Genomic DNA, 26971 nt, shown 5'->3' with positions numbered 1-26971 from the left:
CCCACCTTAACAGAGCGCGACGCGCCTTAACACTATGAAAATGCCCGCAATCCGCTTTTCCCTGACCCAGACGGGATGAAAGGCGGGGAAGGGGGCCCGGATAAGGCGTCGGGCCTTATCCGGGAGCGGGTTACTGCTGCGCGGCGAGGGCGGCTTTCACCCAGCTGTCGAACAGCGGCTGGTGGGCCTTGATCCAGCCATCAACATGACCGTTAATGTCGGCTTCAGAAGCATGGCCGTCGTGCATCATCGCATTCTCGGCATTGATGTCGGCGATCGGCAGCTTCATGACGCTAAACAGAGTGGCGGCGGCCGGGTTTTTCTCCGCCCAGGCTTTGTTGGCGACAATGTGCATGGTGTTGACCGGGAATCCATAGTTGGCGCCATTGGCCAGTTTGGTATCGATGTTTTTCTGCTCGCCCGGCAGGGAGGAGAACGGCACCTGCAGCCAGACGACATCTTTGCCAGGCTTCAGCACGTCGCTAACCCAGTACGGCGTCCAGGTGTAGTAGAGCACCGGTTTACCCTCTTTATAACGGGCGATGGTGTCGGCCATCATCGCCGCGTAGTTGCCCTGGTTATGGGTGACGGTTTTGCTCAGGCCATAGGCGTCAATCTGGTGGTTAATCACCGCTTCGCAGCCCCAGCCAGGGGTGCAGCCGGTGAGGTCCGCTTTACCGTCGTTGTTGGTATCAAACAGTTTGGCGATCTGCGGATCTTTGAGCTGATCGATGGAGGTGATGTGGTACTGCTCGGCGGTTTTTTTGTCGATCAGATAGCCCTGGGCGGCGCCTGAGACGTATACCCCCTTTCGGTAAAATTTGTTATCACCGCCCGCCGCGGCGTACATGTCATCGTGCAGCGGCTGCCAGTTGGTGGCGATGAAGGTGGTATCCCCAGCGGCAATCGAGGTATAGGCAACGTTATAGTCCACTTCGCTCGGTTTCTCGACGGTGTAGCCAAGCTTCTCCAGCGCGCGGCTGACCAGCAGGGTCTGGAAGCTCTCTTCGGAGATGGTGCTCTGGGCCGGCTTGACGGTAATGCCTTTGCCCGGCAGGTCGGCGGCGAAGGCGCTGGTGGCGATCAGGGTGGCAAAGGCGGCGGTGGCCATCATCGTGCTATGTCGCATGGTGGTTCCTCTTATTGTTTAACGGGAAGGGCGGCCCCCCGGCATCGGCTGGTGCCGGGGAGCGGCGCTGTTATCGACTTATCGACAGAAAGGGCGAGTGAGAAGCCCCAGCGGGCCGGTGGTGTACCAGCGGCGGTTGCCGCGACTGCGGGCGTCGCGGCCGACGGCCTGGGTAAGGCGGTCAAGAATAATCGCCAGGATCACGATCCCCACGCCGCCGACGGTGGCCAGGCCCATATCCAGGCGACCAATGCCGCGCAGCACCATCTGGCCAAGACCGCCGACGGCGATCATCGAGGCGATCACCACCATCGACAGGGCCAGCATCAGCGTCTGGTTAACCCCGGCCATAATGGTGGGCATCGCCAGCGGCAGCTGAACTTTAAACAGCAGCTGGCGCGGGCTGGCGCCAAATGAGCGCGACGCTTCGATCAGATCCGCAGGCACCTGGTTTATCCCGAGGATGGTCAGACGGACGATGGGCGGCAGGGCGAAGATAATCGTCACCACCACGCCGGGCACGTTGCCGATGCCGAACAGCATTACGATCGGCACCAGGTAGACGAAGGCCGGCGTGGTCTGCATGGCATCCAGCAGTGGGCGGATAATTTTCGCCGCCCGCGGACTGCGCGCCAGCCAGATCCCCAGCGGCAGGCCGATGATCATGCAGAACAGCAGGGCGGTGAGGACCAGCGCCAGGGTGACCATCGCCTGCGACCACGCGCCGATGGCGCCAATGGCAATCAGCGATACCAGGGTGGCGACCCCCATGCCGAGGCTGGAGATCTGCCAGGCGATCAGCGCGAAGACGATAATCGCCACTGGCGCCGGCATTCCCAACAGCAGCTGCTGAAAGGCGCTGAGAATGTAGTCGATCGGCACGCGGATCCCCTGGAACAGCGGGCGGAAGTGCAGCACGATCCAGTCGATGGCGTGGGTCACCCAGCTGTCGAGCGGGATCAGGGTCTTATGGAACGGATCCATGATATTGAACTGTTCCGGCTGCGGCGCCGGGGCGCTGTGCAGCCAGTCGGCGCCGCCGCCATTGGTCGGCGCGGCAGTAGAAGCGCCACCCCAGGCGTCTGCAGCCTGGGCGGCGTTGTCGGTTGCCGGGGCGCTGTCCCACGGATTGGTTTGATCAGCCATGATTCACCCCCTCGCGATCTAAAGCCTGGAGCAACATTCGTTTGGAAATGATGCCAATATATTGTTGTTCTTCATCCACCACCGGGACGGCGCACGGGGCGTGGCCGACGTGGGAGAGCAGATCGCTGAGCGGCGTTTGCGCCTCCACCGCCAGCGGGGCGTCAATCAGCGCCGCCTCGATCCCCTGGCCGGCGCTGAGCGCGGTTTTCAGAGAATCGATCGACACAATCCCGACAAAGCGATTACCACGCTCGATGACATAGCCATATTCCCGGTCTTCATCCTGTAATAATTTCAGCGCTGAGCGGGGGCCAAAACCTGGCGTTTTACGAATCAGGCCGACCGGACTACGACGGGCAATATCTTTGGCGCTGAAGACCTGGCTAATATCGACGCCGCGGAAGAAGGTGCGGACATAATCATTGGCCGGATTATTCAATATTTCATCCGGAGTGCCGACCTGAACCACTTCGCCATTTTGCATAATGGCGATACGATCGCCAATTCGCATGGCTTCATCAAGGTCATGGGAAATAAAGACAATGGTACGCTGATGCTTAGCCTGTAATTTGATCAGCTCATCCTGCATTTCGGTGCGAATGAGCGGATCGAGCGCGGAGAAGGCTTCATCCATTAACAGAATATCGGGATTAATCGCCAGGGCGCGGGCTAAACCGACGCGCTGACGCATCCCGCCAGAGAGTTCATCCGGCCAGGCGTGGGCATAATTCTCCAGCCCCACCTGCCGCAGCGCTTCCCGCGCTTTTTGCTCTCGCTCAGCGGCCGGGACGCCGGCAAGCGCCATGCCAAACGCCGTGTTGTCGAGCACGCTCATGTGCGGCATCAGTGCAAAGGATTGAAAAACCATCGCAATTTTTTTACGACGCACCTCGCGCAGCTCGGCGTCCGACATTTTCGCGATATCGACCCCGTCAATCAGCACCTGGCCGCGGGTGGGTTCAATCAGGCGATTGAGAAGGCGAACCATGGTGGATTTCCCCGAACCGGAGAGCCCCATGATGACGAATATCTCGCCTTCTTCAATGGCCAGACTGGCGTCTTTGACGCCAAGCGACAGCCCCGTTTTTTCCAGTATTTGCGCTTTGTTGAGTCCTTTCTCAATATATTTGAAAGCACGGTGAGGGTGCTCGCCAAATATCTTATAAAGATTTTTAATTTCTAATTTAATTGCCATGCAATAGAGAAGTTCCTGTTATTTGTTTATTGCGATACGGTACCCAATGGTGATTATGATCTTTTTACACCCTAACATACTCAGATTCTGTGACAACCCTTAATGACAAACTCTCGGCAAAATGGAGTGAGGGACATGGCGGCGCAGCCCCCGTGATATAAGGGCTGAGCGGTAATTTGTTGTGGGTAATATTTTTTGATTATCTCTGGATAATTCGACTGAAATAGACCAGTTTTCTGCTAAATATGACGGGATGATGACGGTTAGGCCATGGAGAGAATATTTGACAGATGAACCCACTTTTCTGCGAAATAGATCACCAGGAATTCGGTCGCGATATTCCTGGTGAAAGTACGGTTAAAAGTCCCAGTCGTCGTCGGCGGTCTCTTCCATTTTTCCTATCACGTAGGAGGAGCCAGAACCGGAGAAAAAGTCGTGGTTTTCATCGGCGTTGGGCGACAGCGCCGCGAGGATCGCTGGATTAACCGCCGCCATCTCCGCCGGGAACAGCGCCTCGTAGCCGAGGTTCATCAGCGCTTTGTTGGCGTTGTAGCACAGGAAAGCGCTAACGTCGTCGAACCAGCCGCTCTCGCCGTACAGTTCCCGGCTGTAGGCCAGCTCGTTGTCGTAAAGATCCATCAGCAGATCGAGGGCGAAATTTTTCAATTCTTCGCGCTTGCCGGGGCTGACGATCTCCAGTCCTTTCTGATATTTGTAGCCGATGTAATAGCCATGCACCGCTTCATCGCGAATGATCAGGCGGATCAGATCCGCGGTGTTGGTCAGCTTTCCCCGGCTGGAGAAGTACATCGGCAGCCAGAAGCCGGAGTAGAAGAGAAAGGATTCGAGGAACACGCTGGCGATTTTTTTCTTCAGCGGCTCGTCGGCCTGATAGTAGCCCAGCATCAGCTGCGCCTTGCGCTGCAGGGGCTCACAGCTTTCGCTCCAGGCGAAGGCGGCATCCACCTCCTTGCTGTGGCACAGAGTGGAAAAGATGGAGCTGTAAGAGCGAGCATGAACCGCTTCCATAAAGCTGATGTTCGACAGCACCGCCTCCTCATGCGGGGTCAGGGCGTCCGCCATCAGCGCCGGCGCGCCGATGGTGTTCTGAATGGTGTCGAGCAGGGTCAGCCCGGTAAAAACGCGAATGGTCAACTGCTGCTCCGCCGCGCTGAGGGTTTGCCAGGCGGGAATGTCGTTCGACAGCGGCACTTTCTCCGGCAGCCAGAAGTTGCTGGTGAGACGGTTCCACACCTCCAGATCTTTATCGTCATCGATGCGGTTCCAGTTGATCGCGCTGACGCGCGTTAAATGAGTCATCCTGATCTCCTTACAGCGCGCAGGACACGCAGCCTTCAATTTCAGTGCCTTCCAGCGCCAGCTGGCGCAGTCGGATGTAGTAGAGCGTCTTAATGCCTTTCTTCCAGGCGTAGATCTGCGCCTTGTTGATATCGCGGGTGGTGGCGGTATCGGGGAAGAACAGGGTCAGCGACAGCCCCTGATCGACGTGGCGCGTCGCCTCGGCGTAGGTGTCGATGATTTTCTGGGGCCCTATCTCGTAGGCATCCTGATAGAGGGCCAGATTGTCGTTATTCATAAACGGCGCGGGGTAGTACACCCGTCCGGTTTTCCCCTCTTTGCGGATCTCAATCTTCGAGACGATCGGGTGAATGCTGGAGGTGGCATGGTTGATGTACGAGATCGAGCCGGTGGGCGGCACCGCCTGCAGATAGCGGTTGTAAATGCCATAGCGCATGACGTCGTCGCGCAGCTGGCGCCAGCTTTCCCGGTCGGGCAGGGAGATGCCGGCGCGGGCGAATAGCGCGCGGACCCGTGCGGTTTTCGGCTGCCACTCCTCATGCAGATATTTGTCGAAGTACTCCCCGCTGGCGTAGCGCGACTGCTCGAAGCCGGCGAAGCGCTGACCGCGCTCGCGAGCCAACAGCATCGAGGTGTGCAGCGCGTGCCAGGTCACGGTGTAAAAGTAGATATTGGTGAAGTCCAGCCCCTCCGGGCTGCCGTAGGCAATGCCTTCCCGCGCCAGGTAACCGTGCAGATTCATCTGCCCCAGGCCGATGGCGTGGGAGGCCGCGTTGCCGGCCGCCACGGAAGGGACCGACTGAATGTGGCTCATGTCGGACACGGCGGTCAGGGCGCGCACCGCGGTGGCGATTGTGCGGCCGAAATCCGGCGAGTCCATGGTATGGGCGATATTCAGCGAGCCGAGGTTGCAGGAGATATCTTCCCCGATATGGGCATAGCTGAGGTCTTCATTATAGGCGGACGGCGTACTGACCTGCAGGATCTCGGAACACAGATTGCTCATGGTGACCCGCCCGGCCACTGGACTGGCGCGGTTCACGGTGTCTTCAAACATGATGTACGGGTAGCCGGATTCAAACTGGATCTCCGCCAGGCGCTGGAACAGGTCGCGGGCGCGGATCCAGCGTTTGCCCACCCGCTCGTCGGCCACCAGCTGCGGATAGAGGTCGCCGATGGCGCAGTCGGCGAAGGGTTTGCCGTACAGCCGTTCGACATCATACGGCGAGAACAGCGCCATCTGCGCGTCTTCTTTCGCCAGCTGGAAAGTGATATCAGGGATCACCACCCCCAGCGACAAGGTTTTGATGCGGATTTTCTCATCGGCATTTTCACGCCGGGTATCAAGGAAGCGCAAAATATCCGGATGGTGCGCGTGCAGCCAGACCGCCCCCGCCCCCTGGCGGGCACCGAGCTGGTTGGCATAGGAGAAGGCATCCTCCAGCATCTTCATCACCGGCACCACGCCGGAGGACTGGTTTTCGATGCGCTTGATCGGCGCCCCGGCCTCGCGCAGGTTAGAGAGTAAAAAGGCCACGCCGCCGCCGCGCTTCGACAGCTGCAGCGCCGAGTTCACCGCCCGGCCGATGGACTCCATATTATCCTCAATGCGCAGCAGGAAGCAGGAGATCAGCTCTCCGCGCTGCTGTTTGCCGGCGTTGAGGAAGGTGGGGGTAGCCGGCTGGAAGCGGCCGCTGAGTATCTCCTCCGTCAGCTGCCGCGCCTGCTGTTCATCGCCCCGGGCCAGCGTCAGGGCCACCATTACGCTGCGTTCGGCGAAATCCTCGAGGTAATGTTTGCCATCAAAGCTCTTCAGCGCGTAGCTGGTGTAGAACTTCCAGGCCCCGAGGAAAGTCTGGAAGCGAAACGCGGCGCGCCGGGCATGGTCGAACAACGCCAACACAAACCCGCGGTCATAGCCGGCCAGCACCTGCGGATCGTAATAGCCCTCGCGGACGAGCCAGCTGAGTTTATCCTCCTGGCTGGCAAAGGCGAGGGTGTTGGGCTGAACCTGGGTCGCCATAAAGGCCTCAACCGCCTGGCGATCTTTCTCAAACGGGATGCGGCCCTCGCTGTCGTATAAGTTCAGCATTGCATTGAGAGCGTGAAAATCCACGGCGGCGGTTATACGTTCTGCGGTTGTCGTTGCCAAAATTCGCTGACTCCTTTGCGTACGTTATCGATATCGTCGGGGGTTCCCATCAGCTCGAAGCGGTAGAGATAGGGCACGGCGCACTTCTGCGCGATGACATCCCCGGCGCGCCCCCAGGCGTCGCCAAAGTTGCGATTGCCGGCGGCAATCACCCCGCGGATCAGTCGACGGTTATGTACGTCGTTTAAAAAGCGGATCGCCTGACGCGGCACGGCGCCGGCGGTGCCGCCGCCGCCATAGCTGGGAACGATGAGAATGTAGGGCTCGTCTACCTGCAGATGTTCACGCGCGTTCAGAGGGATGCGCACCGCCGGCAGCCCCAGGCGCTGCACAAAGCGATGGGTGTTCTCCGAACGGCTGGAGAAGTAGACGATGAGGCTCATGCGCTGGCCGCCGCGACGGAGGGACGCAGGCGATTGATCATATCCGGGCGGAAGCCGCTCCAGCGCAGGTCGCCGGCGATCACCACCGGCAGCTGGCGAAATCCCTGCTCGCGCAGGATGTCGGCGGCATCCGGCTGTTGGTCGACGTTGACCATTTCAAAGGCCAGTCCCCGGCTCTCCATGGCTCGCCGGGTGGCATGGCACTGCACGCAGTCATTTCGAGTGTAAATAATAATGCGCATGATTCGTATTTCCATTTAAGATAACAGCACGGCGCTAAACGTAGCGTCGAACGTTGTGGGCCATTCAATAAGGAAATACTAGATGTAGTTATTTAAAACTTCAACAACTCAATATATAGCGTTTTTAGCAAAGGATTCCCCCTCCGGGATGGCCAGGCGGAGGAGGGGGAAGGTTGCGCGAAACTACAGACGCATGGCGACGGCGAGGCGGTTAAAGGCGTTCATCAGGCTGATAGCGAAGGTGAGATCGCTTATCTGACGCGGGGTAAAATGTTCGCGCAGCGGCAGGTAAACCTCATCTTCCGCATGGCTGGCGGCGATGTCGGTGACCGACTCGGCCCACGCCAGTGCCGCGCGTTCGGCAGGGGTAAAATGGTCGCTCACCCGCCAGCCGGCCAGGGCATCCAGTTTGCTCTGCGCCATGCCGCCCTTGCGCAGCGCCTGGCTGTGCTTCTCAAGGCAGAAGGCGCAGCCGTTGATCTGCGACACGCGTAAATAGACCAGCTCCACCAGGGCGCTGCCCAGTTCGCTTTTCTCCAGCGCGAGGCTGGCCTGCACCAGCCCTTTATAGACTTCCGGGCTTAGTTCACTGAATGGCTGACGTAATTGGCTCATGGTGTTCTCCTCTCTAAGACGGCAGCCAAAATAGCACTATAATGGACTGCAAAAGATAGCCATATTGTGATGAAAAAAGCAGACCATAATGGAAGCCAGCCACCTCCCTCTCTATCAGCGTATTGCCCGCCAGCTGAAATCCGCCATTGAACGGGGCGAACTGGCTCCTGGCAGCCGTCTGCCCGCCAGCCGGGTGTTTGCCCAGGAGCAGGGCGTCTCCCGGGCAACCATCGAAAACGCCTGGGGCGAACTGGTCGCTCAGGGCTGGCTCGAGCGACGCGGGCAGGCGGGAACCTTTGTCAGCGAACGGCTCAGTCCGCGCCAGCTGGCGCCGGTAATGCCAGCGCAACCTGCCGCGCCGGCGGAGCCGTTGCCGTTTCAGATGGGGCTCCCGGCGCTGGATCTCTTTCCGCGCGGGCTTTGGGCGCGGGTGATGGGGCGCCGGCTGCGCACGCAGTCGCGGTTCGATCTGGCGCCCGGCGATCCCGGCGGCGACCCGCTTCTGCGTCAGGCGATCGTCGACTATCTGCGCCTGTCGCGCAGTATCGACTGTCAGCCGGAGCAGGTGCTGATCGCCGGCAACTATGCCACCGCTATGAACCTGATCCTGCGTACTCTGGCACAGCCGGGGCAGCATATGTGGATGGAAGATCCGGGATATCCCTTTATCCGCCCGGTGGTCGAGGCCGGGCAACTGGTGGTGGATGCGATCCCGGTGGACGACGAGGGGATGGATATCGCCTGGGGCCAGCGCCATCATCCGCAGGCGCGGTTTGCCCTGCTCACCCCGGCGCATCAGAGTCCGCTGGGCGTGGCGCTGTCGCTGCCCCGGCGTCGCCAGCTGTTGGCATGGGCCGCGGAGCGTGACGCATGGATCATTGAGGACGATTACGATAGCGAGTTTCGCTATCGCGGCAAACCGCTGCCGCCGCTGAAAAGCCTTGATGCGCCCCAGCGGGTCATCTACGCGGGCACCTTCAGCAAGTCGATGTTTCCGGCGCTGCGCACCGCCTGGCTGGTGGTGCCGAGCGCGCTGGCGGCGCGCTTTCAGCAGACCGTGGAGCGCCAGCCCTGTACGGTTCCCACCCTGTGGCAGCAGACGCTGGCGGATTTTATCCAGCAGGGCCATTTCTGGCGTCATCTGAAAAAAATGCGCGCCAGCTACAGTCAGCGCAGGCAGTGGCTGGAGTCTGCTCTGCAGGCGCAGGGCTTTCAGGTTACGCCGCAGCAAGGGGGGATTCAGCTGGTCATGCCGGTTAGCGGCGACGATCGCCTGTTGGCCCAACGGGCGGTGGCGGCCGGGCTGGCGGTACAGGCGTTGAGCGACTGGCGGATGCGCCATACCGGCGAGGGGGGATTACTGATGAGTTTTACCAATATTCGCTCGCCGGCAATGGCTGGCGCGCTGGCCCGGCGGCTGGGGGAGGCGATCGGCGTCGGCGGCGTCCCCCCCGATGGTGCGTAAAAAACCCCTGCGGCCAGAGGCGCGCAGGGGCTGACGCGTATTTGTTATCTTCATTGCTTTCCGTGAAGCAGGCGGGCTTCCGCACGCTTATCGCGCGGCGGCAGCAAACGCTATAGCTATTATCGACGTAAATTGAGCAATACGCCAATAAATACCCCGACGGCGGCGGCGGCGCCCACGCTGTGCCACGGTTTATTGCGCACGTAGGTATCGGCGCAGCCCAGCGCATCACATGCTGCCTGGCGCGCATCCAGCGCCGCCTGCTGCACCCGGTTGTGACCATTAATGCGAGCGCGGGTCTCTTTTAACAGCGACTGCGCTTTGGCACGCGCCGCTTCCGCTTCCTCTTTCGCGTCACTGCCCCACGATTTCAGCACCTCTTCCAGCGTGTCCGCTAATTGGCTGACATCGTTATGAATATCTTCGGCGTTATCGTCAAAATTGTTGCGGTTCACATGGTTAGCCATCGTTATCTCCCTTAATTCCATCGAGTGAGTAAGTGTAGGACAAGATTTTGAATTATGCTTACTACTGTGGTTTCTGGAATATTCCGAAAGCACTGCCCTTAATGAATAAGGTAAGGTCAATGTGCGGTAAAAGATAACGAGGAATCAGTATGTATTTAAGACCCGATGAGGTGGCGCGTGTTCTTGAAAAAGCCGGCTTCACCATGGATGTTGTGACGCAAAAAGCGTACGGCTATCGCCGCGGCGATAATTATGTTTATGTGAACCGCGAAGCGCGCATGGGGCGAACAGCGTTAGTTATTCATCCGGCGTTAAAAGAGCGCAGCAATATGCTGGCTGAACCGGCTTCAGATATCAAAACCTGCGACCATTATGAACAGTTTCCGCTGTATTTAGCCGGGGATGCGCAGCAGCATTATGGAATTCCGCACGGATTTAGCTCACGCATGGCGCTTGAGCGTTTTCTGAATGGGCTATTTGGCGAAGCTAAGCCGGCCATGTCGACGAATTAATTCGCTGGATAAAGGCCCGGGCGAAATCGGCTGGCGGGAGGAAGCGACTGGCAGAGCCAGTCGCTGTTAACGTGTCGGTCAGGCTTTTGCCTGCTGGTAGGGAGCCACGCGGAACAGGCGGCGGCAATAGTCGAGGAAGTAGCCGTAAGCGGCGCCCATCATCATCGATACCGCCAGGTTCGAGCTCACCGCAGCGACAATCTGGTGCCAGTCCGCACCCACGCTCCACAGAATGGCGACATATACCGGCGACTGAAAGGTCACGTAGGCCAGCACGTCGGCCATATTTTTCATCCAGCCGGCCGGAGTGATGCGCCGGGCCTGACGCATGGCGAAATCGCGATAAATCCCGTAAGGAACAGCGATAATAATGTTGACCGGGATCGCCACCAGACGCGACGATAACGACTGCTCAAACGTCATACCAGAGAGAAAAATTTCGATCATCATGTTGACGACGGTGCAGTAAACCACCATCGCAAAGGTGTCTGCAACCGCGTGCCGCAAGCGGGAGTGCGCAGAGAACATCGGAGTGCTCCTCGAAAATGAAGTCAAGAACGCCGAAAAATGCGCGTTGGTATAGCGTTTTTGGGCTGCCTGTTTTGATGTGCGTAGAGTATATCTCTGCATTAAAAGTGGCAACTAGCTATAAATTTTTATTTATTGCCTTTTTGTCGATAAAATACTCTGCGACGGTTGGTTTTCTGCCCGTTACGCTACTTTTATTGCTGCTTTCATTAAATGTGTTTATTTTCAGGTGGTTATGTGGTGTTTTGCCATGGTGTTTGACCAGGGAGGCGGCGTCTGAGCACTCGCCGTGGCGCAAAATCGCGTTAGCCTGTGATGAGAGTCTCGTTTAGATGTTTTTATGCCATTATGCCGGTTTTTGTGGTGAAAAATTCTAAAGTGACGTGTGGCGTTTTATTCTGCCTGGCTGGGTAACTATTCATTAGGCCGTGTGGAGAGGGCCAGCGCATCCGCCGACGATAAGAGGATAAGCCGCTGACCATAAAGGTAATATCGCCTGCTGAATATATTTTCCTATCTCATCATACGCCGCTTTTATTTATTCATGGTCTCGTTGGCCCGCGCTGGCGAAAAAGAACCGGGGATTTTCCGATATAGGGCAGGCGGAAGAGATTTACTCTCTGCATAATATATTTATCTGGACAACCGCAGGCTGGAAATAAATAAACGTTTCTATTACACTTGCCGCGTTGTGTCTTTTAATTTGCTATTTGGAATTTTTTAATTTTATGTCTTCAATGTTACACAAACTGAATAATATCCGTTCACTGCGCGCGCTGTCCCGTGAATTCTCCATTGACGTGCTTGAAGAGATGCTGGAAAAGCTCAGGATCGTCACTGAAGAAATACGTACGCAACAGCAGCTGGCGGCACAGCAGCAAGCGGAATATCAGGAAAAAGTGAATACCTGGCTTGAGCTGATGCGCGCCGACGGTATTTCTCCTGACGAGCTGGTGGCCGATATTCAGCCGCCGATGGCGGGCGGTAAAAAGCGGAAACCGCGCCCGGCGAAATATCGTTATACCGATCATACCGGCGCCGAGAAAACCTGGACCGGCCAGGGAAGAATGCCGAAGCCGATTGCCCAGGCGGTCGCCGAGGGGAAATCGCTGGACAGCTTTTTAATTTAAAACCGATTCGGCCAGCGCCACGACGGCGGGGAAGACCCACCGCCCGGCCTGGCCTTATGACCTGCAGCGAGGGAGCTTCAGCAGACGCCGAAGTCTCCCTCTTCCTGATATCGCGTCACCTCGTCTGACTTCAGCGTATAGCGTTCTCCCTGCTCCTGAGCGGCCTGAACCACCACCAGATCCTCGCCCTGCACTTCGATCACTTTCAGTTTTGGCCCGCCCGCACGCGGTTGCACCAGATCGCCGACAGAAAACATCATTCACTCCTCACTGTTAATACTACGTATGAACCTAAACCATAGCTCAACGCCCGTTCACTGAACACCGGGTGTGCTGTTTTTTGTTAAAACAATTTGGAGGTATATGTATTAGAGTTGTTAATGTTTTGCTGGCGCCATACCGCTGCTGAGAAGGGGGGACGGCGAGGGTAGGGTTACCACCAATCAGGTCAGGAAAGACACCATGAAGTATATCATTCTGTTGATCATTGTTATTGCTGTACTGTATGTCCATTACCGCGGACGGGTGCGCTATCGTTTCTGGCGACAGCTCTCCGACCATTCCACATTTACCGCGCCGCTGAATGGATTTATGTATTTATTTTCCCGCGTACCGAATACGCCTTATCTGCGCCCGGAGATGTTTCCCGAGCTGGCGATATTGCAGCAGAACTGGCTGGTTATTCGCGAAGAAGGGATCCGCCTCCAGCAACTGGAGCAGATTAAAGCGGCCGATAAATATAATGACGCCGGATTTAACTCATTTTTTAAAACCGGCTGGAAACGCTTTTATCTGAAATGGTATGAGGATGCCCATCCTTCCGCCAGCCAGCTTTGTCCGCAAACTACCGCGCTGCTACGGGATATCCCGTCGGTAAAAGCGGCCATGTTCGCCACCCTGCCTGACGGCAGCCGTCTGCCGCGCCATCGCGACCCCTACGCCGGTTCCCTGCGCTTTCATCTTGGCCTGGCGACGCCGAACGATGACCGCTGCTTTATCGAGGTGGATGGTCAGCGCTACAGCTGGCGTGACGGGGAAGGCGTGCTGTTTGACGAGACCTATATCCATTATGCAGAAAATACCAGCGGTGAGAATCGACTGATTCTGTTCTGCGATATTGAACGGCCGATGCGCTACCGCTGGGCGCAGAAGGTCAACCACTGGCTGGGGCGCTATCTGATGAGCGCCGCCTCGGCGCCCAACGACGCCAGCGATCGCACCGGCGGAATTAACCGGGCATTTCGCTATATCTACCAGATCCGTATTGTCGGCAAGCGGCTGAAAAAATGGAATAAGACGGTCTATTACATCGTCAAATGGCTGCTTTTCGGCGGCATTGCCTGGCTTATCTGGAGTGCGTTTTAACTCCCCTGGCGCCGGTTCCACGGCATGATCGCCAGCAGGCGCGCCATGCCGCAAAAGCCGGTCACCCCGGCGAAAGTGAGCCCGGCGCCGACCGCGCCGCTGAGCAGGAAAAAGCCGCCGTTCACGGTATAGCCCAGCAGCACCCCCAGTAAAATCAGAACGCCAGCGGCAATTTGCACCTGGCGCATCAGCGGCAGCGGTTGCGATTTATCTTCCTCAACCGGGAGCCCCGCGGCTTTCCACGCCTGAATCCCACCCGCCAGCAGGCTGACCTGCGCCGGCGCGGCGGCGGCGGCCAGACGAATGGCGTTATTCTGCGTCCGGGAGCCGGCCTGGCAGTGAAAAATCACGCGCTCGCCGGCCCGGGCGTTTAGGGTCGCGCCGCCGTTCAGGGCGGCGAGCGGCACCAGCTCGGCATCGGGAATATGTTCGCGCGCGTATTCATCCGCATCGCGGATATCTATCAGTCTCGCGCCCTGGGCAATCTGCGCCCGGGCTTCGGCAGGGGTTAAGGTGGCGATGGTCATAGGCTCCTCACGGGCAATAGAGCGTTTTCAGCGTGTTGATCACCTGCTGTACTGCAGGATGGGTGATGAAATAGTGAATACGCTGAGCGTCGCGTTCGCTGTCGATCAGCCCCTCGTCACGCATCCGCGCGAGATGCTGCGAGGTGGCGGAAGGGCTCAGGCCCGTGGCGCGGGCGAGTTCACCGGCGCTGGCCCGCGGCGCGTCGCACAGCATGCACAGGATCAGCAATCGGTGAGGATTGCTCATCGCTTTCATTAGCGCGGCGGCTTCTCCGGCGCGGGCCTGCAGATCTTCAGGTGTGGTCATGTATTTTAGCTTTTTCTAAATTTAGATAACTCTAAAATAAAAAGACCGCCAGCGCCAGCACATTTTCCCGTGACTCAGGCCGGAACGGCGAGATCGGCTATCTGCGCCCGGGCGCTGGCGATCCCGGCGTCGCGACCGTGCGGGCGGTTATCCAGCCCTTCGGCATAGATAAACTCCACCTCATGGATCCCCATCAGCCCCAGCACCGCGCGCAGATAGGGGGTGACGGCGTCGGTGCTTTCGCCCTGGTGAATACCGCCGCGGCTGCTGACGACCACCGCCCGGACGCCCTCGACCAGCCCCTGCGGCCAGCTGTCGGTGTAGCGAAAGGTTTCCCGCGCCCGCGCCACGAGGTCGAACCATTTCTTCAGATCGGTCGGGACGTTGAGGTTATACATCGGGGCGCCGATCACCAGCAGGTCGCTGGCTTTTAACTCGGCGATAAGCTGGTCGGAGAGCGCAACCGCCGCGCGGATGGCCGGCTGCGGATCCGCCGCCCCGCGCAGGGCGGCGAACAGCGCGCCATCCAGCGTCGGCAGCGCCATGGCGCTGAGATCGTGTTCGCGGATCCGATCGGGGTGACCCGCCGCCTGGCGCGCCGCGAGAAATTCGTTAATCAGCTGATTGGTCAGGGACGTTTCGCCATTAATGCTGGATTTTAATACCAGAACGTTAGCCATGATAAGTGCCTCAGGTAAAGGGTAGAGGCAGAGACTAACACTGTCTTTTTTCTCTCTGGAGTGACATTATTTTCCGCTATTGTATCCCATAAGGAACCAATCTGTGCGCGACGATCTGAACGCGATCCCGGTGTTTGTCACGGTGGTCGAGAGCGGTAACTTTGCCAGCGCGGCGACGATCCTCCACGTCACGCGATCGGCGGTGGGGAAAACCATTGCCCGGCTGGAGGCGCGTCTCGGCGTGGCGCTATTCCAGCGCACCACCCGCAGGCAACTGCTGACGGAAGAGGGAGAGCAATTTTATCACCAGTGTCGGGAGGCGCTGGGTCGCATTCGCGAGGCCGAAGAAGCGCTGCAGCGCGGCAAAGGCGAGGTGCAGGGACGGCTGCGGATTTCGCTGCCGGTGCTGTTTGGCCAGCGCTGCGTGGCGCCGCTGCTGTTCCGCCTGAGTCAGCGCTATCCACTGCTGAAGCTCGAGCTCCACTACAGCGACCGGCAGGTCAATTTGCTGGAAGAGGGGTTTGATCTCGCGGTGCGTATCGGGAGCCTGGCCGATACCGGGTCGCTACGGGCGCGGGCGCTGGGGGAGCATGGCATGGTGCTGTGCGCGGCGGCGGAGTACCTGCGCCGCCAGCCGGCGCCGCAGACCATCGCCGGGCTGAGCGAGCACCGCACCCTCGGCTATCTGCATAACGGTCAGCTGCAAAAATGGCAACTTTACGACCCGCAGCAGGGCGAAGTGCGCTTCACCCCGGAGGCGTGGCTGGTGCAGGATGACTTTGCCGCCATCGCCGCCGCGGCGCAGCAGGGAATGGGCATCGCCTGGCTGCCGGACTGGCTGGTGGCGCAGGCGCTCGCCGACGGGACGCTGCAGCAGGTTCTGGCGCCCAGCGACCGTGTGCGTTTCGCTATCCACGCGGTGTGGCCGGAAGGGCCGTGGCTGCCGCAAAAAACGCGGGTGGCGATCGATGCCCTGCGGGAAGGACTGCGCCTTGCTAAAAGCACACCGCCCAGCGGTTAAGGGTATCTTAAGGCGTCCGGGCGATAATGACAGAAAGATGACGACTGAGAGCTATCGCCATGAACGCCCTGGAAACCCTGAATCAATCTGTTTTTTTCGCGCTTAACGCGCAGCCTGGCGCCGCGGATGGCCTGCTGTCGCTGGCCAGTTTTTGCGCCAATGGCATTGTGTTTATGATGCCGACGATCGCGCTCGGCCTGTGGTTTCTCGGTGGCCGTGAGGGACATCGTCAGGCGCTGTTTATGACCCTGGCCGTGATCATTTCCCTCGGGCTGGGGATGGTGTGCGGGACGCTCTGGTTCCATCCGCGGCCGTTTATGATCCCCCTCGGCCATACCTGGATAAGCCATCCGGCGGATAACAGCTTTCCCAGCGATCACGGTACGGTGATGTTCAGTGCTGCGTTTGCGCTGCTGTCGCTGCGCCTGCGGGCGCTTGGCCTGCTGATGCTGCTGGCCGCGCTGCCGGTGGCCTGGTCGCGGATCTATCTTGGGGTGCATTTTCCGCTGGATATGGTGGGCGCGGCCCTGGTCGCTGTCGGTGGGGTCATCGTGGCGAAGCGAGTCTGGCAGGCGGTCGGCCCACGACTGGTGCTGCTGTGCGAGGCCGTCAGCCGGCGGATGTTCTCCTGGCTGCCGGCGCGCTTTACGCCATAGTCTCAGCGGCGTGGCCGTCCGGCACGGGCGGCGCGACGGTATAACGTGCTGCGGGCGATGCCCAACATCTGCGCCGCCCGGCTGACGTTGCCGTTGACTCTGGCGAGGGTATCGACAATCAACTGCTCGTCATGGGCCTGCAATCCCCCGCGCGGCAGCGGCGCAGGCGCGGTGCGATAAGTCTCCGGCAGCGCATCGGGCGTTAATGTGTCGCCCTCATCGGCGAGGGCCAGCATCACCTTCAGGACGCTCTGCAGCTGGCGTACGTTTCCCGGCCACGGCAGCTGGCTGAGGTGGATCAGCAGCGCGGTGGACAGCGTCACCCGGCGCGAAGCGCCGCCCAGGTCGCGCCACAGGGTGGCGATAAAGGTTTCCAGCGCTGGCCACTCGCGCAGCGGAGGCAGCGCCAGGGCATACTCCCGCAGGCGCCACAGTAGATCTTCGCGGAATTCGCCGGCGCTGACCCGCTGGGTCAGGTTGCGGTGCGTGGCGCAGATCAAGGCGAAGTTCACCGGCACGCTGCGGCTGGCGCCCAGCGGGGCAACCTCTTTCTCCTGCAGTACCCGCAGAAGGCGGGTCTGCAGCGCCAGCGGCATATCGCCGATCTCATCAAGAAACAGCACCCCGCCCTCGGCTTCGCGGATTTTGCCGATATAGCCATTTTTACTGGCGCCGGTAAACGCCCCCGGCTGGTAGCCGAAAAGCTCGGACTCGATCAGCGATTCCGGGATGGCGGCGCAGTTAATGGCGACGAATTTACCGCTGCGCCAGCGGCTGTGCTGGTGCAGCGTGCGGCTGACATACTCTTTGCCGCTGCCGGTTTCCCCCTCAATACAGAGCGCGATGCCGGCGTTAAGCAGCCGGAGCAGCTTTTCGCCTTCCCGCGGGCTGGTGAAGGGGAGCTGCATGGCCGGCGGGGCGCTCACCGCCACCCGGCGGCGGGTGGGCTCGCGCAGTCGATAGTGATAGCGACCCTGCGGGGTGGTCAGCGGCAGAGGAACGCTGACCGCCGTTTGCGTCAGCGTCGGAAAAAGCGACGCAAAGGTGAGCTGGCCAAACTGCGCCGCGCTCAGGCCGAACTCGCGCATCGCCAGCCGGTTGCCGGCGGTGAGGACGTTATCGGAAAAGACCAGCAGCAGCTCCTCGACGCTGTCGAGCTTGTCCACCTGCCGGTGCAGGCTCATCAGCCACTGCTCAGGATGCAGGCTCTGCTTCACCCACAGATACTCAATCTGCTTTGCCGCTGCTTTCACCCAGCCAAAGGTATGCTGGTGGGGAAAATCCGCCGGGCCGGAGATATCCAGCACGCCGGCGATACTTCCGTCCGGCCGCTGGAGCGGCATCGCCGCGCAGTACAGATTCTGGTTGCGGGTGAGAAAGTGCTGACGGCCATCGATTTCGCAGCCGTCGTCAATCGCCAGCGCGGTGCCGATGGCGTTGGTCCCACGCCCGCTTTCGCTCCACAGATTGCCGGGCGCCAGCGCCACGCGCTGCGCCTTTTGCATCGCCTGGGTATCGCCGACGGTGTGCAGCACCAGACCGCCGGGGTCGGAGAGGATCACCACCGACTGCAGGTCCGCCACCTGGCGCGACAGGGCTTCCACCACCGGCTGCGCCAACTGCTGCAGGCTGCGGTGGCTGGCGAGTCGATCCGCCAGCTCGCCGGCGTCGAGGCGGGGAAAATCCTCGGTAGCGGGATCCAGACCGTAGCGCTGGCAGCGAGACCATGAATCGCTCAGCAGGGGATTGGCGTTAACCTCTGGTGCGAGAAGAAAGGGATTGCCTGGCACAGGGCACCTCTGGGTCGATGTTGCTGTGTTGCAATATTGTAGCTATTTGGTTTATTTGGTGTTGCGATTTGCAACACATAAGTGGAAACCCGTGCAACAGTGGCTGACCATCTGCCCAGTTAGTGAAGGCAACCTATTAATAAATAAAAAGATTTAAAGTAAATAAAAAACTGGCATAACCCCTGCAAAGTGAGAAGCGTTCGGCGGCAAGTTTAAAAAATCAATATGCCGCTGCGTCTCAACCCTACAGAAGGAGATTTGCGATGCGTTATGCACACCCTGGCCAGCCCGGCGCCCTGGTTTCATTTAAATCCGCTTACGGCAACTTTATTGACGGTAAATTTGTCGAGCCGCTGAGCGGTGAATTCTTTATGAATACCTCCCCGGTAGACGGCAGCAACATTGCGCAGTTTCCCCGGTCGGATGCCAGAGACATTGACTTCGCCCTCGACGCCGCCCACCGTGCGGCGCCGGCGTGGGGAAAAACCTCAGTGCAGCAGCGCTCCAGGCTGCTGCTGCAGGTCGCCGATCGTATTGAACAGCATCTGGAATATCTGGCGGTGGCGGAGAGCTGGGACAACGGGAAACCGATCCGCGAAACGCTGAACGCCGACCTGCCGCTGGCGGTGGATCATTTTCGCTACTTCGCCGGCTGCCTGCGCGCCCAGGAGGGGAGTACCGCCGAGATTGATGAAACCACGGTAGCTTACCATTTCCATGAACCGCTGGGGGTTGTCGGTCAGATTATCCCGTGGAACTTCCCGCTGCTGATGGCCGCGTGGAAGCTGGCCCCGGCCCTGGCGGCGGGTAACTGCGTGGTGCTCAAGCCGGCGGAACAGACGCCGCTGAGTATTACTCTGCTGCTGGAGCTGATCGGCGATCTGTTCCCGGCCGGGGTGCTGAACGTGGTGCAGGGTTTCGGCAAAGAGGCGGGCGAGGCGCTGGCCACCAGCAAACGTATCGCCAAGCTGGCATTTACTGGCTCCACGCCGGTCGGGCGGCATATTCTCGCCTGCGCGGCGGAGAATATTATCCCCTGCACCGTCGAGCTGGGGGGCAAATCGCCCAATATCTACTTCGCCGATGTGATGGAGGGAGAAGAGGAGTTTATTGAGAAGGCGGTGGAGGGGCTGGTGCTCGGCTTCTTCAACCAGGGTGAGGTTTGTACCTGCCCGTCGCGGGCGCTGATCCATGAATCCATCTATGAGCCCTTTATGGCGCGGGTCATGGAGAAGGTGGCGCAGATCCGCCGCGGCGATCCGTTAGATACCGACACCATGATCGGCGCCCAGGCTTCCCGCCAGCAGTTCGACAAGATCCTCTCCTATATTCAGATTGCCCGGGAAGAGGGCGGCCAAATCCTGACAGGCGGCGAGCGGGCGGCTATCGCGCCGGCGCTGGATAATGGTTTTTATATTCAGCCCACGCTAATTAAAGGCCGCAACGATATGCGCTCCTTCCAGGAGGAGATCTTTGGGCCGGTGATCGGGGTGACCACCTTTAAGGACGAAGCGGAAGCGCTGGCTATCGCCAATGAGACCCAGTTTGGCCTCGGCGCTGGGGTGTGGACGCGCGATACCAACCTCGCCTATCGCATGGGCCGCGGCATAAAAGCGGGTCGCGTATGGACCAACTGCTATCATGTCTATCCGGCGCATGCGGCGTTCGGCGGCTATAAACAGTCCGGCGTCGGCCGGGAAACGCACAAGATGGCGCTGGATGCCTACCAGCAAATCAAAAACCTGCTGGTGAGCTACGGCACCGCACCGCTGGGCCTGTTCTGAAGTCCATCTCATTTCTGATTGATTCCCAGTCCGCAATCCATTCGGGTTGCGGATTTTTTTTACTTCAAAATAACCCCATGCAAACGATGGGTTTGTATCGGCGGCAACGGCAATATATTCACATCACTGATATAACTACTTTCACTTGAAATTAAAAACACTTCCAGAACAAGAAATTATCGGATGGGGGCTGACTGTCTTTGCGTCGTTTGTGTAGAAATGATGAATATTAATACCAGGAAAATTCCTAATTTTTTGGTGCTGCCCGGCAAGCGCACAATAAAACAAGACGACTTTTTGAACACTTATCTTTAAATTTGTTAATGGAATTGACCTGTTGTTGTTTAAAGGTATTTAAATTTCTTTTGTATAGATATGTAAATTAACATTGAAAAGCTATTTCAAAAATTAACTTTATGGCGAATACAGTTGTTAACCTACAATTAACATTTCCTCAGGTTGCCTTTTGATACTTCGGGTAATATATTTATTTCGCACATCAAAATAACTCTTTTTTCTTCTGCTTGTCATTCATGGCCATCTGTTGGCGAAATAAAGCAGAGTGGAGAGAACGTGTGCCTACTATCCTGCGGAAGGAACGCAATGAACATTTACAGGGAGGAGCTGACGAGCCGTTTCGCGATAGCTATGGAGCTATTGACGATGATGGAAAATATATTCGTTAACGATGAGATAAATAATGAAAAAACAACCTCGCTTTATCACCATCCTCATAGGGGCGCTGCTTTCTGGCGTCGCCTTCCAGGTTACTGCGGCCAATACCATTAATCCAAACTCGGGCACCAGTGCGCAAGGCGCCGGCGGGCAGATCACCTTCAATGGGTCGATCACCGACAGCTCTTGCAACGTCGATAGTAATTCTTCCGGCCAGCCTGTGGATCTGGGCAAATGGGCCAGCAACTATTTTACCGGCACCGGCGCCGAAACCACGAAAACTCCTTTCCATATCAAAGTGAAAGATTGCCCGGCCAGCGTGACTACCGTCGCCGTGCTGTTTGACGGCGCGCGTGAACAGACGGATACCTCCCTGCTGGCCATCAACGGCGGCGGCGCCAAAGGCGTAGCCATTAAGCTGTATGAGCACGATCAGACGACGGCGGTCAGCCTCGGTAAAACGACCGCAAAACAGACGGTCACTCCGGGTTCCAGCGGCGGCACCGGCACTGCCGACCTCGAGTTTTACGCCGACTATGTCTCCACCGCGGCGACCGTGACGGCAGGTAAAGCCGACGGTACGGCTAATTTCAATATGATTTATAACTAATCATATTGCACGTTATTCAGAGTCAGTTCATTGTGTCCTGATTAATTGCAGATAGCTAAAGAGATAATTTTCATGAAGTCATGAAATATATTCGTGACGGTATATTTGTTTTTGCTAATTATCCCGACGGGTACTGGCTCTGTTATTTACTGCTTTATTTTATTGTCTGTTCAACCTTTGCCTGATGGTAAGTCATGATGAAGAAAATAATTGCCGTTGCGGCCTTTCTGCTGTGCTCCACGGCAGCGCAGGCCGGTATTGTCATGGGTGGAACCCGTGTGATTTATCAGGAAGGGAAGCGTGAAGCTGCTATTTCAGTCACTAATGCCGATACCCATACGCCCTATCTGGTGCAGTCATGGGTGGAAAATTACGCGGAAAACGATAAGGCCAGGGTGCCCTTCATTGTCACACCGCCCTTGTTCCGTCTCGATCCGGAGCAAAATAACGTCCTGCGCATTAACTTTATTGGCGCCTCGTTGCCCAGCGACCGTGAATCGGTCTACTGGCTGAACGTCAAAAGTATCGCCCCGACGCCCCAGGGCGAGGTGAACAAGCTGCAGGTCAATATTAAGTCGAAATTCAAAATCTTCTATCGCCCCAACGGCCTGGCTGGCGACCCGGCGAAAGCCTGGCAGCAGCTGAAGTTTAGCCAGTCCGGCGGTCATCTGACGGTGGCAAACCCCACTCCCTATTTTGTCTCTTTTTACGCCGTCGAGGTGGGCGGGCAGGCAATCGACGACCCTGGCATGGTGGCCCCCTTCGGTCAGAAAACGTGGTCGGTGAGCGGGCACGGCACCGTCAAATGGCGGGCGATTAACGACTACGGCGGCGTCAGCGATTTCGCCCAGCAGTAATTCCCCTTTGTAATGAGCTTACCGGACGGCGCCAGCATGAAAAGAATAACAACAGCCAGGGTGCGGGAGTATGCCGCGTTGCCCGTCACCGCCGGACGGGCGCTGGCGCTGGCGACGCTGCCGACGATGATCTGTTGTCTCAGCCCGCTGAGCCGGGCGCTGGCTGACGACTATTTTGACCCGGCGGCGCTGGAGTTTGCCGACCCGCAGCAGCAAACCTCCGATCTGCACTACTTCGCCAAACCCGGCGGACAGCAGCCGGGGACTTACCCTGCCACCGTGGTGGTTAACGACCAGGAGCTGGGCCAGGCCGATATTACGTTTGTTGACGATGGCGGGAAGCTGCAGCCGGTGTTGACGCCCGGGCAGCTGGCGGAGTATGGGGTTAACGTTAGCGCGTTTCCGGCTTTTCAAACGCTGCATGAGGGTGAGACCTTCACCCGGATCGAGAAGTTTATTCCCGACGCCAGCAGCCGCTTCACCTTCGCTAACCAGCGCCTGACGCTGAGTATTCCCCAGGCGGCGATGAACGTGCAAAGCCGCGGCTATGTCGATCCCTCGCGTTGGGACGATGGCGTGCCGGCCGCGTTTGTCGATTACTACTTTTCCGGCGCGCAAATCAAGAACGCCGATGACGGGGAGAGCAGCCGCTCAAACTATCTCAATTTACGCAGCGGCGTGAACCTGGGTGCCTGGCGGCTGCGCAACGTCTCCTCAATGCAGTACGACCAGCAGCGCCGACACTGGGATTCACAGAGCACCTGGCTGCAGCGCGACGTCCGCTCGCTGAAGAGTCTGCTGCGGATCGGCGATACTTACACCACCGGCGACGTGTTTGACAGTATCCCGTTTCGCGGCGTACAGCTGATGTCTGACGATGAGATGCTCCCGGACAGCCAGCGTGGCTTTGCCCCTACCATTCGCGGCGTGGCGCACAGCAATGCCAAAGTGACCGTCTCCCAGCACGGATATGTGATTTACGAAACCTTTGTGTCGCCGGGGGCGTTCGCCATCAGCGATCTTTATCCCACCTCGCAGAGCGGCGATCTGGAGGTGAAGGTGACCGAGAGCAATGGTTCGGTGCGCACCTTTACCCAACCCTATTCCGCCGTGCCGTATATGCTGCGCGAAGGGCGAGGCAAATTCAGCCTCAGCGCCGGCCGCTACCACTCCGGGGCGGATTCGGTGCGCTCGCCGGAATTCCTGCAGGGCACCCTGTTCTATGGCTTGTCGGCGGGATTTACCCTCTACGGCGGCACGCAGCTGGCCCAGGACTATCAGTCATGGGCGCTGGGCCTGGGCCGCGGCTTCGGCGAATTCGGATCGCTGGGAGGCGACGTCACCCAGGCCGTCACCCGTACCCCGTCGGGTAAGCGCTATGCGGGCCATTCGCTGCGCGCTCAGTATCAGAAAAATTTTGTCAGCTCGGGCACCGCATTCAGCCTCGCCAGCTATCGCTACTCCTCCAGCGGCTATTACGATTTTGCCGAAGCCAGCGCCCTGGAAAGCGCGCAGGGGCAGGTGGACAACCGGCGCCGACGGGAAGAGATCTCGGTGTCACAAAGCCTTGGCGATCTGGGGAGTCTGGCGGTTTCCGCCTGGTCGCAGGAATACTGGCACCGGCAGAGCCGGGATGAGACGGTACATCTCGGGTTCTACAGCGCCTGGAAAGGGATCTCCTGGGGTGTGGGCTATTACTACACCCGCGCCAGCGGTCAGCAAAAAAATGATCGCTCCTGGTCTTTCAATATCAATATTCCGCTGGGTGGTCCGCTGTCCGACAGCGCGGTGAGCTACAACACCACCTCGGACAGCAATGGCTATACCTCGCAGCAGGTGTCGCTGTATGGCGCGGTGCCGTCGCGGCCGAACCTGTTCTACTCGGTTCAGCAGGGCTATGGCAATCAGGGACGAGGCAGCAATAGCAGCGCTGCTCTCGACTACCACGGCGGCTTCGGCAACGCCCAGCTTGGCTATCGCCATGACGCCGCCAGCAACCAGCTGACCTGGGGAGGCGCCGGCTCGGTGGTCGCGCATCCGCACGGGGTCACTTTCGGCCAGACGGTGGGCGAGAGCTTCGCCATCGTCCGCGCGCCGGGGGCCGCCGGGGTGGCGGTACAAAACGGCAACAATGTGCACACCGACTGGCGCGGCTATGCCGTGGTGCCGTCCCTCACCGCCTATCGGAAAAATGTCATTACCCTCGACACGGAGTCGATGGCGGATGATACCGACGTCGACCAGCAGGGGCAGACGGTGATCCCCAGCGGCGGCGCGGTGGTGATGGCCAACTACCGGACCCACATTGGCAACCGGGTGCTGTTTACCCTGCGCAATGCCCAGGGGCCGTTACCGTTTGGCGCCAGCGCGCAATTGGTCACGGCGGAGGAGAGCGGCAATGCGCCGGGCGGCATGGTGGCTGACGGCGGCCAGGTGTACCTCAGCGGTGTACCGCAGGAGGGGACCCTGGCGGTGAGCTGGGTCGTGAACAACCAGTCGCAGAGCTGCAGGCTGCATTTTCATCTTCCGGATAACCCACAGCAGAGTCTGAACACGGTGAAAACCGTCTCCGGACTGTGCCAGACACGCTGAGGCGGCTATGAAATCTGTTTTTCGTCTACTTCCTTTCCTCTTTCTGCTGACGCTGAGCGGTTATCTTCCCGGCCTGCGGGCGGAAACCTGCCGCGCGAATATCGGTCAGACCACGGTCAATATTCCCAATATCAAGTATTTACCCACGCTGCCGGTCAATACCCAGATGACCAGCGCGATGGCGGATAACGGCAGCGGGATCCCCTTTTCCTGCGACCTGCAGCTGCCGACGGCGAGCGCCAAACGCATCGTCTATAAGCAGCTGAAAACCGGCGGCGCACCGGTGGTGATTAATGGACAGCACGTCTACCCCAGCGCCATCGACGGCATCGGGTATTCGCTCAGCTTTCAGTGCGCCGGCGGCCCGATGCGCGCTATCGACGGCAGCCACTCCGCGGGCGGCGAGTCGGTGGTGGTGTGCGACAGCGCGATGCTCCCGGCGCTGATGACGCAGCAGCAAACCACGGTCAGGATCGCGGTGACCTTCTATAAAACCGGGACGGTGCAGCTGGCGGACGGGACGCATACTAACTCGCCGTCGCTGCCGCAGGTGGGGGAGATGACCATTGAGCAGCAGGCCAGCGGCAGCGCCGGCTATGTCGCCAGCGCGCCGGTCAGTATCGATATGGCTGCCCTGAACGTGGACATCGGCAGCAGCGGTAGCTGTCAGGTGACGACGTCGTCGATCCAGGTCACTCTGGGCACGGTAAACCGGGCGGAGTTTCACGGTAAAGGGAGCACCGGCGGCCAGGCGAAGCGCTTTTCGATCCCGGTGTTCTGTCCGACGCCGACCGACGTGCGCATCGGCTTTTTCGGCGTGAGCGTGGAGAGCGATACCCTGGCGCTGAGCCAGGTCAGCAACAGCGCCAGCGGCGTCGGTGTGAAGCTGACCTACGGCAATAACCCCGGCGCGGCGGTGCCCGACGGCACCAGCGTTAAGATCAATGAGGCCAGCAATCTGCCGATCCTGAAAAGGGTAACCGGCGCCAGCGCCGGGACCGCCGAGGCTATCAATTTTAACGCGCAGTATGTGCAAACCGACGCCACTGTGGCGGCGGGCACGGCCAACAGCATGGTGACCTTCGCCCTGGAGTATAACTAGCCTGGCCCCGGGGGCAGACTGCCCTGCAGCGGGATCGGCACTACCGCGCCGTAGTCGTCGATATAGTTCAACTGGTACAGGCGAGCGCTGTCGGTGGTCATTACGGTATGGCTGCTGTAGGGCCGGAGCATCACGTTTCTCATCGGCGAGAGGTGGCCTTTATTATCGATCAGCGCTCCGTTGACCAGGGTGATATGCAGAGGGCCTGAGTTCGTCAAGCGCAGGTTATTGCCGCTCTGCTGCCACTGCAGCTTTTGCACCTCTTTGACGAGGGTGGTGGCGATGGCGGGTGGACGATAAAACAGCTTCAGACGGGTGCGGACGACAAATTGCAGCGTATGATTGTCGCCGGCGGTCGGCGGCGTCTCCTGGATATTGACCCAGAACAGGCTTTCCCGATCGTCGGGCAGCCCGCTGCCGAGATAGATAAAGCGCAGTTGGGCGGATTGCTGCGGCGATAAATAGACCAGCGGCGGCGTCGCCACCATCGGCAGGCCGACGCGCGAGGCATTGAGCCCGGCATCCAGCCAGATCTGCACTTTATAGGGGGTGCTGCTGCGGTTATTGATATTCAGGCTGGCGACTTTGTCTTTTCCTGAATAGATCACCCGTGAGGCATTAATGGTTATCCCGGCGCAGGCCTGAAAGGCCAATGCGCTGAGCAAAACAGCCACCTGAGTTTTCATGATCGCTTCCTTTACGTCGACGTTTCATCCCTGAC

Annotated in this window: 26 protein-coding genes and 1 pseudogene; 11 read left to right on the top strand and 16 right to left on the bottom strand. The window is 58.9% G+C overall.

The genetic code is table 11. The features are described 5' to 3' along the window. Positions 1-130 precede the first annotated feature (130 nt). From proX to CE636_RS09245, 8 genes are all read right to left on the bottom strand, one after another. The gene (gene proX / locus CE636_RS09280; RefSeq protein ID WP_017900617.1) at positions 131-1129 is read right to left on the bottom strand and encodes a glycine betaine/L-proline ABC transporter substrate-binding protein ProX; all 999 of its coding nucleotides are present in this window, start codon (positions 1127-1129) and stop codon (positions 131-133) included. Between the two features lie 78 nt (positions 1130-1207). Further along, a complete protein-coding gene (gene proW, locus CE636_RS09275; protein ID WP_004205702.1) occupies positions 1208-2275 on the bottom strand; it encodes a glycine betaine/L-proline ABC transporter permease ProW in 1068 nt (355 codons plus the stop codon). After that, on the bottom strand, positions 2268-3470 hold the full coding sequence (gene proV / locus CE636_RS09270) for a glycine betaine/L-proline ABC transporter ATP-binding protein ProV (protein WP_002914328.1): 1203 nt from the start codon (positions 3468-3470) through the stop codon (positions 2268-2270). The genes proW and proV overlap by 8 nt, the downstream gene beginning before the upstream one ends. A gap of 357 nt (positions 3471-3827) precedes the next feature. Continuing rightward, positions 3828-4790, bottom strand: a complete 963-nt coding sequence (gene nrdF / locus CE636_RS09265) for a class 1b ribonucleoside-diphosphate reductase subunit beta (protein ID WP_004205704.1) — start codon at positions 4788-4790, stop codon at positions 3828-3830. Positions 4791-4800: 10 nt separating this feature from the next. Next, positions 4801-6942: a class 1b ribonucleoside-diphosphate reductase subunit alpha gene (gene nrdE / locus CE636_RS09260; protein WP_017900618.1), complete on the bottom strand. Its 2142-nt coding sequence runs from the start codon at positions 6940-6942 to the stop codon at positions 4801-4803. Then, the gene (gene nrdI, locus CE636_RS09255; RefSeq protein WP_017900619.1) at positions 6915-7325 is read right to left on the bottom strand and encodes a class Ib ribonucleoside-diphosphate reductase assembly flavoprotein NrdI; all 411 of its coding nucleotides are present in this window, start codon (positions 7323-7325) and stop codon (positions 6915-6917) included. Before nrdI ends, nrdE begins: the two co-directional genes overlap by 28 nt. Further along, complete coding sequence (gene nrdH / locus CE636_RS09250) at positions 7322-7567, bottom strand: glutaredoxin-like protein NrdH (protein WP_004205709.1); 246 nt, start codon at positions 7565-7567, stop codon at positions 7322-7324. Before nrdH ends, nrdI begins: the two co-directional genes overlap by 4 nt. Before the next feature lie 183 nt (positions 7568-7750). Then, a complete protein-coding gene (locus CE636_RS09245) occupies positions 7751-8182 on the bottom strand; it encodes a carboxymuconolactone decarboxylase family protein (RefSeq protein ID WP_004205714.1) in 432 nt (143 codons plus the stop codon). Positions 8183-8270: 88 nt separating this feature from the next. On the opposite strand from CE636_RS09245, the gene CE636_RS09240 reads away from it, so the two are divergent. Continuing rightward, complete coding sequence (locus CE636_RS09240) at positions 8271-9647, top strand: PLP-dependent aminotransferase family protein (RefSeq protein ID WP_017900620.1); 1377 nt, start codon at positions 8271-8273, stop codon at positions 9645-9647. Positions 9648-9766: 119 nt separating this feature from the next. Here CE636_RS09240 and CE636_RS09235 read toward each other — a convergent pair whose 3' ends face one another. Then, entirely contained in the window at positions 9767-10114 is a 348-nt protein-coding gene (locus CE636_RS09235; RefSeq protein ID WP_004205716.1) for a DUF883 family protein, read from the bottom strand. A gap of 149 nt (positions 10115-10263) precedes the next feature. Between CE636_RS09235 and CE636_RS09230 the strand changes: the two genes are divergently transcribed. Next, on the top strand, positions 10264-10626 hold the full coding sequence (locus CE636_RS09230; protein WP_004205718.1) for a DUF2002 family protein: 363 nt from the start codon (positions 10264-10266) through the stop codon (positions 10624-10626). Between the two features lie 78 nt (positions 10627-10704). On the opposite strand, the gene alaE is transcribed toward CE636_RS09230, so the two are convergent. Beyond that, the gene (gene alaE / locus CE636_RS09225) at positions 10705-11154 is read right to left on the bottom strand and encodes an L-alanine exporter AlaE (protein WP_004205719.1); all 450 of its coding nucleotides are present in this window, start codon (positions 11152-11154) and stop codon (positions 10705-10707) included. 728 nt (positions 11155-11882) lie between these two features. On the opposite strand from alaE, the gene stpA reads away from it, so the two are divergent. Next, positions 11883-12284 (top strand): DNA-binding protein StpA, encoded by a 402-nt coding sequence (gene stpA / locus CE636_RS09215; RefSeq protein ID WP_023290746.1) that lies wholly within the window; start codon positions 11883-11885, stop codon positions 12282-12284. A gap of 77 nt (positions 12285-12361) precedes the next feature. Here the strand turns inward: stpA and CE636_RS09210 are convergent, their stop codons facing one another. Then, positions 12362-12541, bottom strand: coding sequence for a hypothetical protein (locus tag CE636_RS09210; protein WP_004205721.1), 180 nt, complete (start codon positions 12539-12541; stop codon positions 12362-12364). A gap of 205 nt (positions 12542-12746) precedes the next feature. Between CE636_RS09210 and lpxO the strand changes: the two genes are divergently transcribed. Beyond that, positions 12747-13649, top strand: coding sequence for a lipid A hydroxylase LpxO (gene lpxO, locus CE636_RS09205; RefSeq protein WP_004205722.1), 903 nt, complete (start codon positions 12747-12749; stop codon positions 13647-13649). On the opposite strand, the pseudogene CE636_RS09200 reads toward lpxO, so the two are convergent. The 3 genes and pseudogenes from CE636_RS09200 to CE636_RS09190 form a co-directional block, all read right to left on the bottom strand. Further along, positions 13630-14176 (bottom strand): annotated as a pseudogene (locus CE636_RS09200) (rhodanese family protein). The gene lpxO and the pseudogene CE636_RS09200 overlap by 20 nt on opposite strands. 7 nt (positions 14177-14183) lie before the next feature. Next, the gene (locus CE636_RS09195) at positions 14184-14483 is read right to left on the bottom strand and encodes an ArsR/SmtB family transcription factor (RefSeq protein WP_002914277.1); all 300 of its coding nucleotides are present in this window, start codon (positions 14481-14483) and stop codon (positions 14184-14186) included. A gap of 74 nt (positions 14484-14557) precedes the next feature. Continuing rightward, complete coding sequence (locus CE636_RS09190) at positions 14558-15163, bottom strand: FMN-dependent NADH-azoreductase (protein ID WP_004205724.1); 606 nt, start codon at positions 15161-15163, stop codon at positions 14558-14560. 103 nt (positions 15164-15266) lie between these two features. Here CE636_RS09190 and CE636_RS09185 point away from each other — a divergent pair, with 103 nt between their 5' ends. Next, positions 15267-16184, top strand: coding sequence for a LysR family transcriptional regulator (locus CE636_RS09185; RefSeq protein WP_017900622.1), 918 nt, complete (start codon positions 15267-15269; stop codon positions 16182-16184). A gap of 59 nt (positions 16185-16243) precedes the next feature. Continuing rightward, positions 16244-16840, top strand: a complete 597-nt coding sequence (locus tag CE636_RS09180) for an undecaprenyl-diphosphatase (protein WP_004205726.1) — start codon at positions 16244-16246, stop codon at positions 16838-16840. 2 nt (positions 16841-16842) lie between these two features. On the opposite strand, the gene CE636_RS09175 is transcribed toward CE636_RS09180, so the two are convergent. After that, complete coding sequence (locus tag CE636_RS09175) at positions 16843-18630, bottom strand: sigma-54-dependent Fis family transcriptional regulator (protein ID WP_017900623.1); 1788 nt, start codon at positions 18628-18630, stop codon at positions 16843-16845. Between the two features lie 263 nt (positions 18631-18893). Between CE636_RS09175 and CE636_RS09170 the strand changes: the two genes are divergently transcribed. The 5 genes from CE636_RS09170 to CE636_RS09150 all read left to right on the top strand — a co-directional run bounded on the left by CE636_RS09170 (position 18894) and on the right by CE636_RS09150 (position 26250). Next, complete coding sequence (locus CE636_RS09170) at positions 18894-20414, top strand: aldehyde dehydrogenase family protein (RefSeq protein WP_017900624.1); 1521 nt, start codon at positions 18894-18896, stop codon at positions 20412-20414. A 700-nt stretch (positions 20415-21114) separates the two neighbouring features. Further along, positions 21115-21699 carry a fimbrial protein gene (locus CE636_RS09165; protein WP_017900625.1) on the top strand — a complete coding sequence of 195 codons (585 nt, stop codon included), beginning with the start codon at positions 21115-21117 and terminating at the stop codon, positions 21697-21699. Between the two features lie 194 nt (positions 21700-21893). Next, positions 21894-22556, top strand: coding sequence for a molecular chaperone (locus CE636_RS09160; RefSeq protein ID WP_017900626.1), 663 nt, complete (start codon positions 21894-21896; stop codon positions 22554-22556). Between the two features lie 36 nt (positions 22557-22592). Further along, complete coding sequence (locus tag CE636_RS09155; RefSeq protein ID WP_050563326.1) at positions 22593-25148, top strand: fimbria/pilus outer membrane usher protein; 2556 nt, start codon at positions 22593-22595, stop codon at positions 25146-25148. Positions 25149-25155: 7 nt separating this feature from the next. Next, positions 25156-26250, top strand: a complete 1095-nt coding sequence (locus tag CE636_RS09150; protein ID WP_017900628.1) for a fimbrial protein — start codon at positions 25156-25158, stop codon at positions 26248-26250. On the opposite strand, the gene CE636_RS09145 is transcribed toward CE636_RS09150, so the two are convergent. Continuing rightward, the gene (locus tag CE636_RS09145) at positions 26247-26936 is read right to left on the bottom strand and encodes a molecular chaperone (protein ID WP_017900629.1); all 690 of its coding nucleotides are present in this window, start codon (positions 26934-26936) and stop codon (positions 26247-26249) included. The two genes, CE636_RS09150 and CE636_RS09145, sit on opposite strands and share 4 nt — an antisense overlap. Between the last annotated feature and the right edge of the window lie 35 nt (positions 26937-26971).

It is taken from the genome of Klebsiella sp. LY (assembly GCF_004010915.1).
Lineage (GTDB): Bacteria > Pseudomonadota > Gammaproteobacteria > Enterobacterales > Enterobacteriaceae > Klebsiella > Klebsiella quasipneumoniae.
Note: the sequence above shows the minus strand (reverse complement) of the source record. Positions and strands in the feature narration are given on the sequence as shown.

Bases quoted from the DNA above. Each gene is read 5' to 3' on its own strand.
- CE636_RS09245 (WP_004205714.1), bottom strand. From the start codon at position 8,182: ATGAGCCAATTACGTCAGCCATTCAGTGAACTAAGCCCGGAAGTCTAT.
- CE636_RS09155 (WP_050563326.1), top strand. From the start codon at position 22,593: ATGAAAAGAATAACAACAGCCAGGGTGCGGGAGTATGCCGCGTTGCCC.
- CE636_RS09210 (WP_004205721.1), bottom strand. From the start codon at position 12,541: ATGTTTTCTGTCGGCGATCTGGTGCAACCGCGTGCGGGCGGGCCAAAA.
- proV (WP_002914328.1), bottom strand. From the start codon at position 3,470: ATGGCAATTAAATTAGAAATTAAAAATCTTTATAAGATATTTGGCGAG.
- CE636_RS09170 (WP_017900624.1), top strand. From the start codon at position 18,894: ATGCGTTATGCACACCCTGGCCAGCCCGGCGCCCTGGTTTCATTTAAA.
- proX (WP_017900617.1), bottom strand. From the start codon at position 1,129: ATGCGACATAGCACGATGATGGCCACCGCCGCCTTTGCCACCCTGATC.
- lpxO (WP_004205722.1), top strand. From the start codon at position 12,747: ATGAAGTATATCATTCTGTTGATCATTGTTATTGCTGTACTGTATGTC.
- stpA (WP_023290746.1), top strand. From the start codon at position 11,883: ATGTCTTCAATGTTACACAAACTGAATAATATCCGTTCACTGCGCGCG.
- nrdH (WP_004205709.1), bottom strand. From the start codon at position 7,567: ATGCGCATTATTATTTACACTCGAAATGACTGCGTGCAGTGCCATGCC.
- nrdF (WP_004205704.1), bottom strand. From the start codon at position 4,790: ATGACTCATTTAACGCGCGTCAGCGCGATCAACTGGAACCGCATCGAT.
- CE636_RS09180 (WP_004205726.1), top strand. From the start codon at position 16,244: ATGAACGCCCTGGAAACCCTGAATCAATCTGTTTTTTTCGCGCTTAAC.
- CE636_RS09145 (WP_017900629.1), bottom strand. From the start codon at position 26,936: ATGAAAACTCAGGTGGCTGTTTTGCTCAGCGCATTGGCCTTTCAGGCC.
- CE636_RS09165 (WP_017900625.1), top strand. From the start codon at position 21,115: ATGAAAAAACAACCTCGCTTTATCACCATCCTCATAGGGGCGCTGCTT.
- CE636_RS09240 (WP_017900620.1), top strand. From the start codon at position 8,271: ATGGAAGCCAGCCACCTCCCTCTCTATCAGCGTATTGCCCGCCAGCTG.
- nrdI (WP_017900619.1), bottom strand. From the start codon at position 7,325: ATGAGCCTCATCGTCTACTTCTCCAGCCGTTCGGAGAACACCCATCGC.
- proW (WP_004205702.1), bottom strand. From the start codon at position 2,275: ATGGCTGATCAAACCAATCCGTGGGACAGCGCCCCGGCAACCGACAAC.
- alaE (WP_004205719.1), bottom strand. From the start codon at position 11,154: ATGTTCTCTGCGCACTCCCGCTTGCGGCACGCGGTTGCAGACACCTTT.
- CE636_RS09230 (WP_004205718.1), top strand. From the start codon at position 10,264: ATGTATTTAAGACCCGATGAGGTGGCGCGTGTTCTTGAAAAAGCCGGC.
- CE636_RS09150 (WP_017900628.1), top strand. From the start codon at position 25,156: ATGAAATCTGTTTTTCGTCTACTTCCTTTCCTCTTTCTGCTGACGCTG.
- CE636_RS09235 (WP_004205716.1), bottom strand. From the start codon at position 10,114: ATGGCTAACCATGTGAACCGCAACAATTTTGACGATAACGCCGAAGAT.
- CE636_RS09160 (WP_017900626.1), top strand. From the start codon at position 21,894: ATGATGAAGAAAATAATTGCCGTTGCGGCCTTTCTGCTGTGCTCCACG.
- CE636_RS09190 (WP_004205724.1), bottom strand. From the start codon at position 15,163: ATGGCTAACGTTCTGGTATTAAAATCCAGCATTAATGGCGAAACGTCC.
- CE636_RS09195 (WP_002914277.1), bottom strand. From the start codon at position 14,483: ATGACCACACCTGAAGATCTGCAGGCCCGCGCCGGAGAAGCCGCCGCG.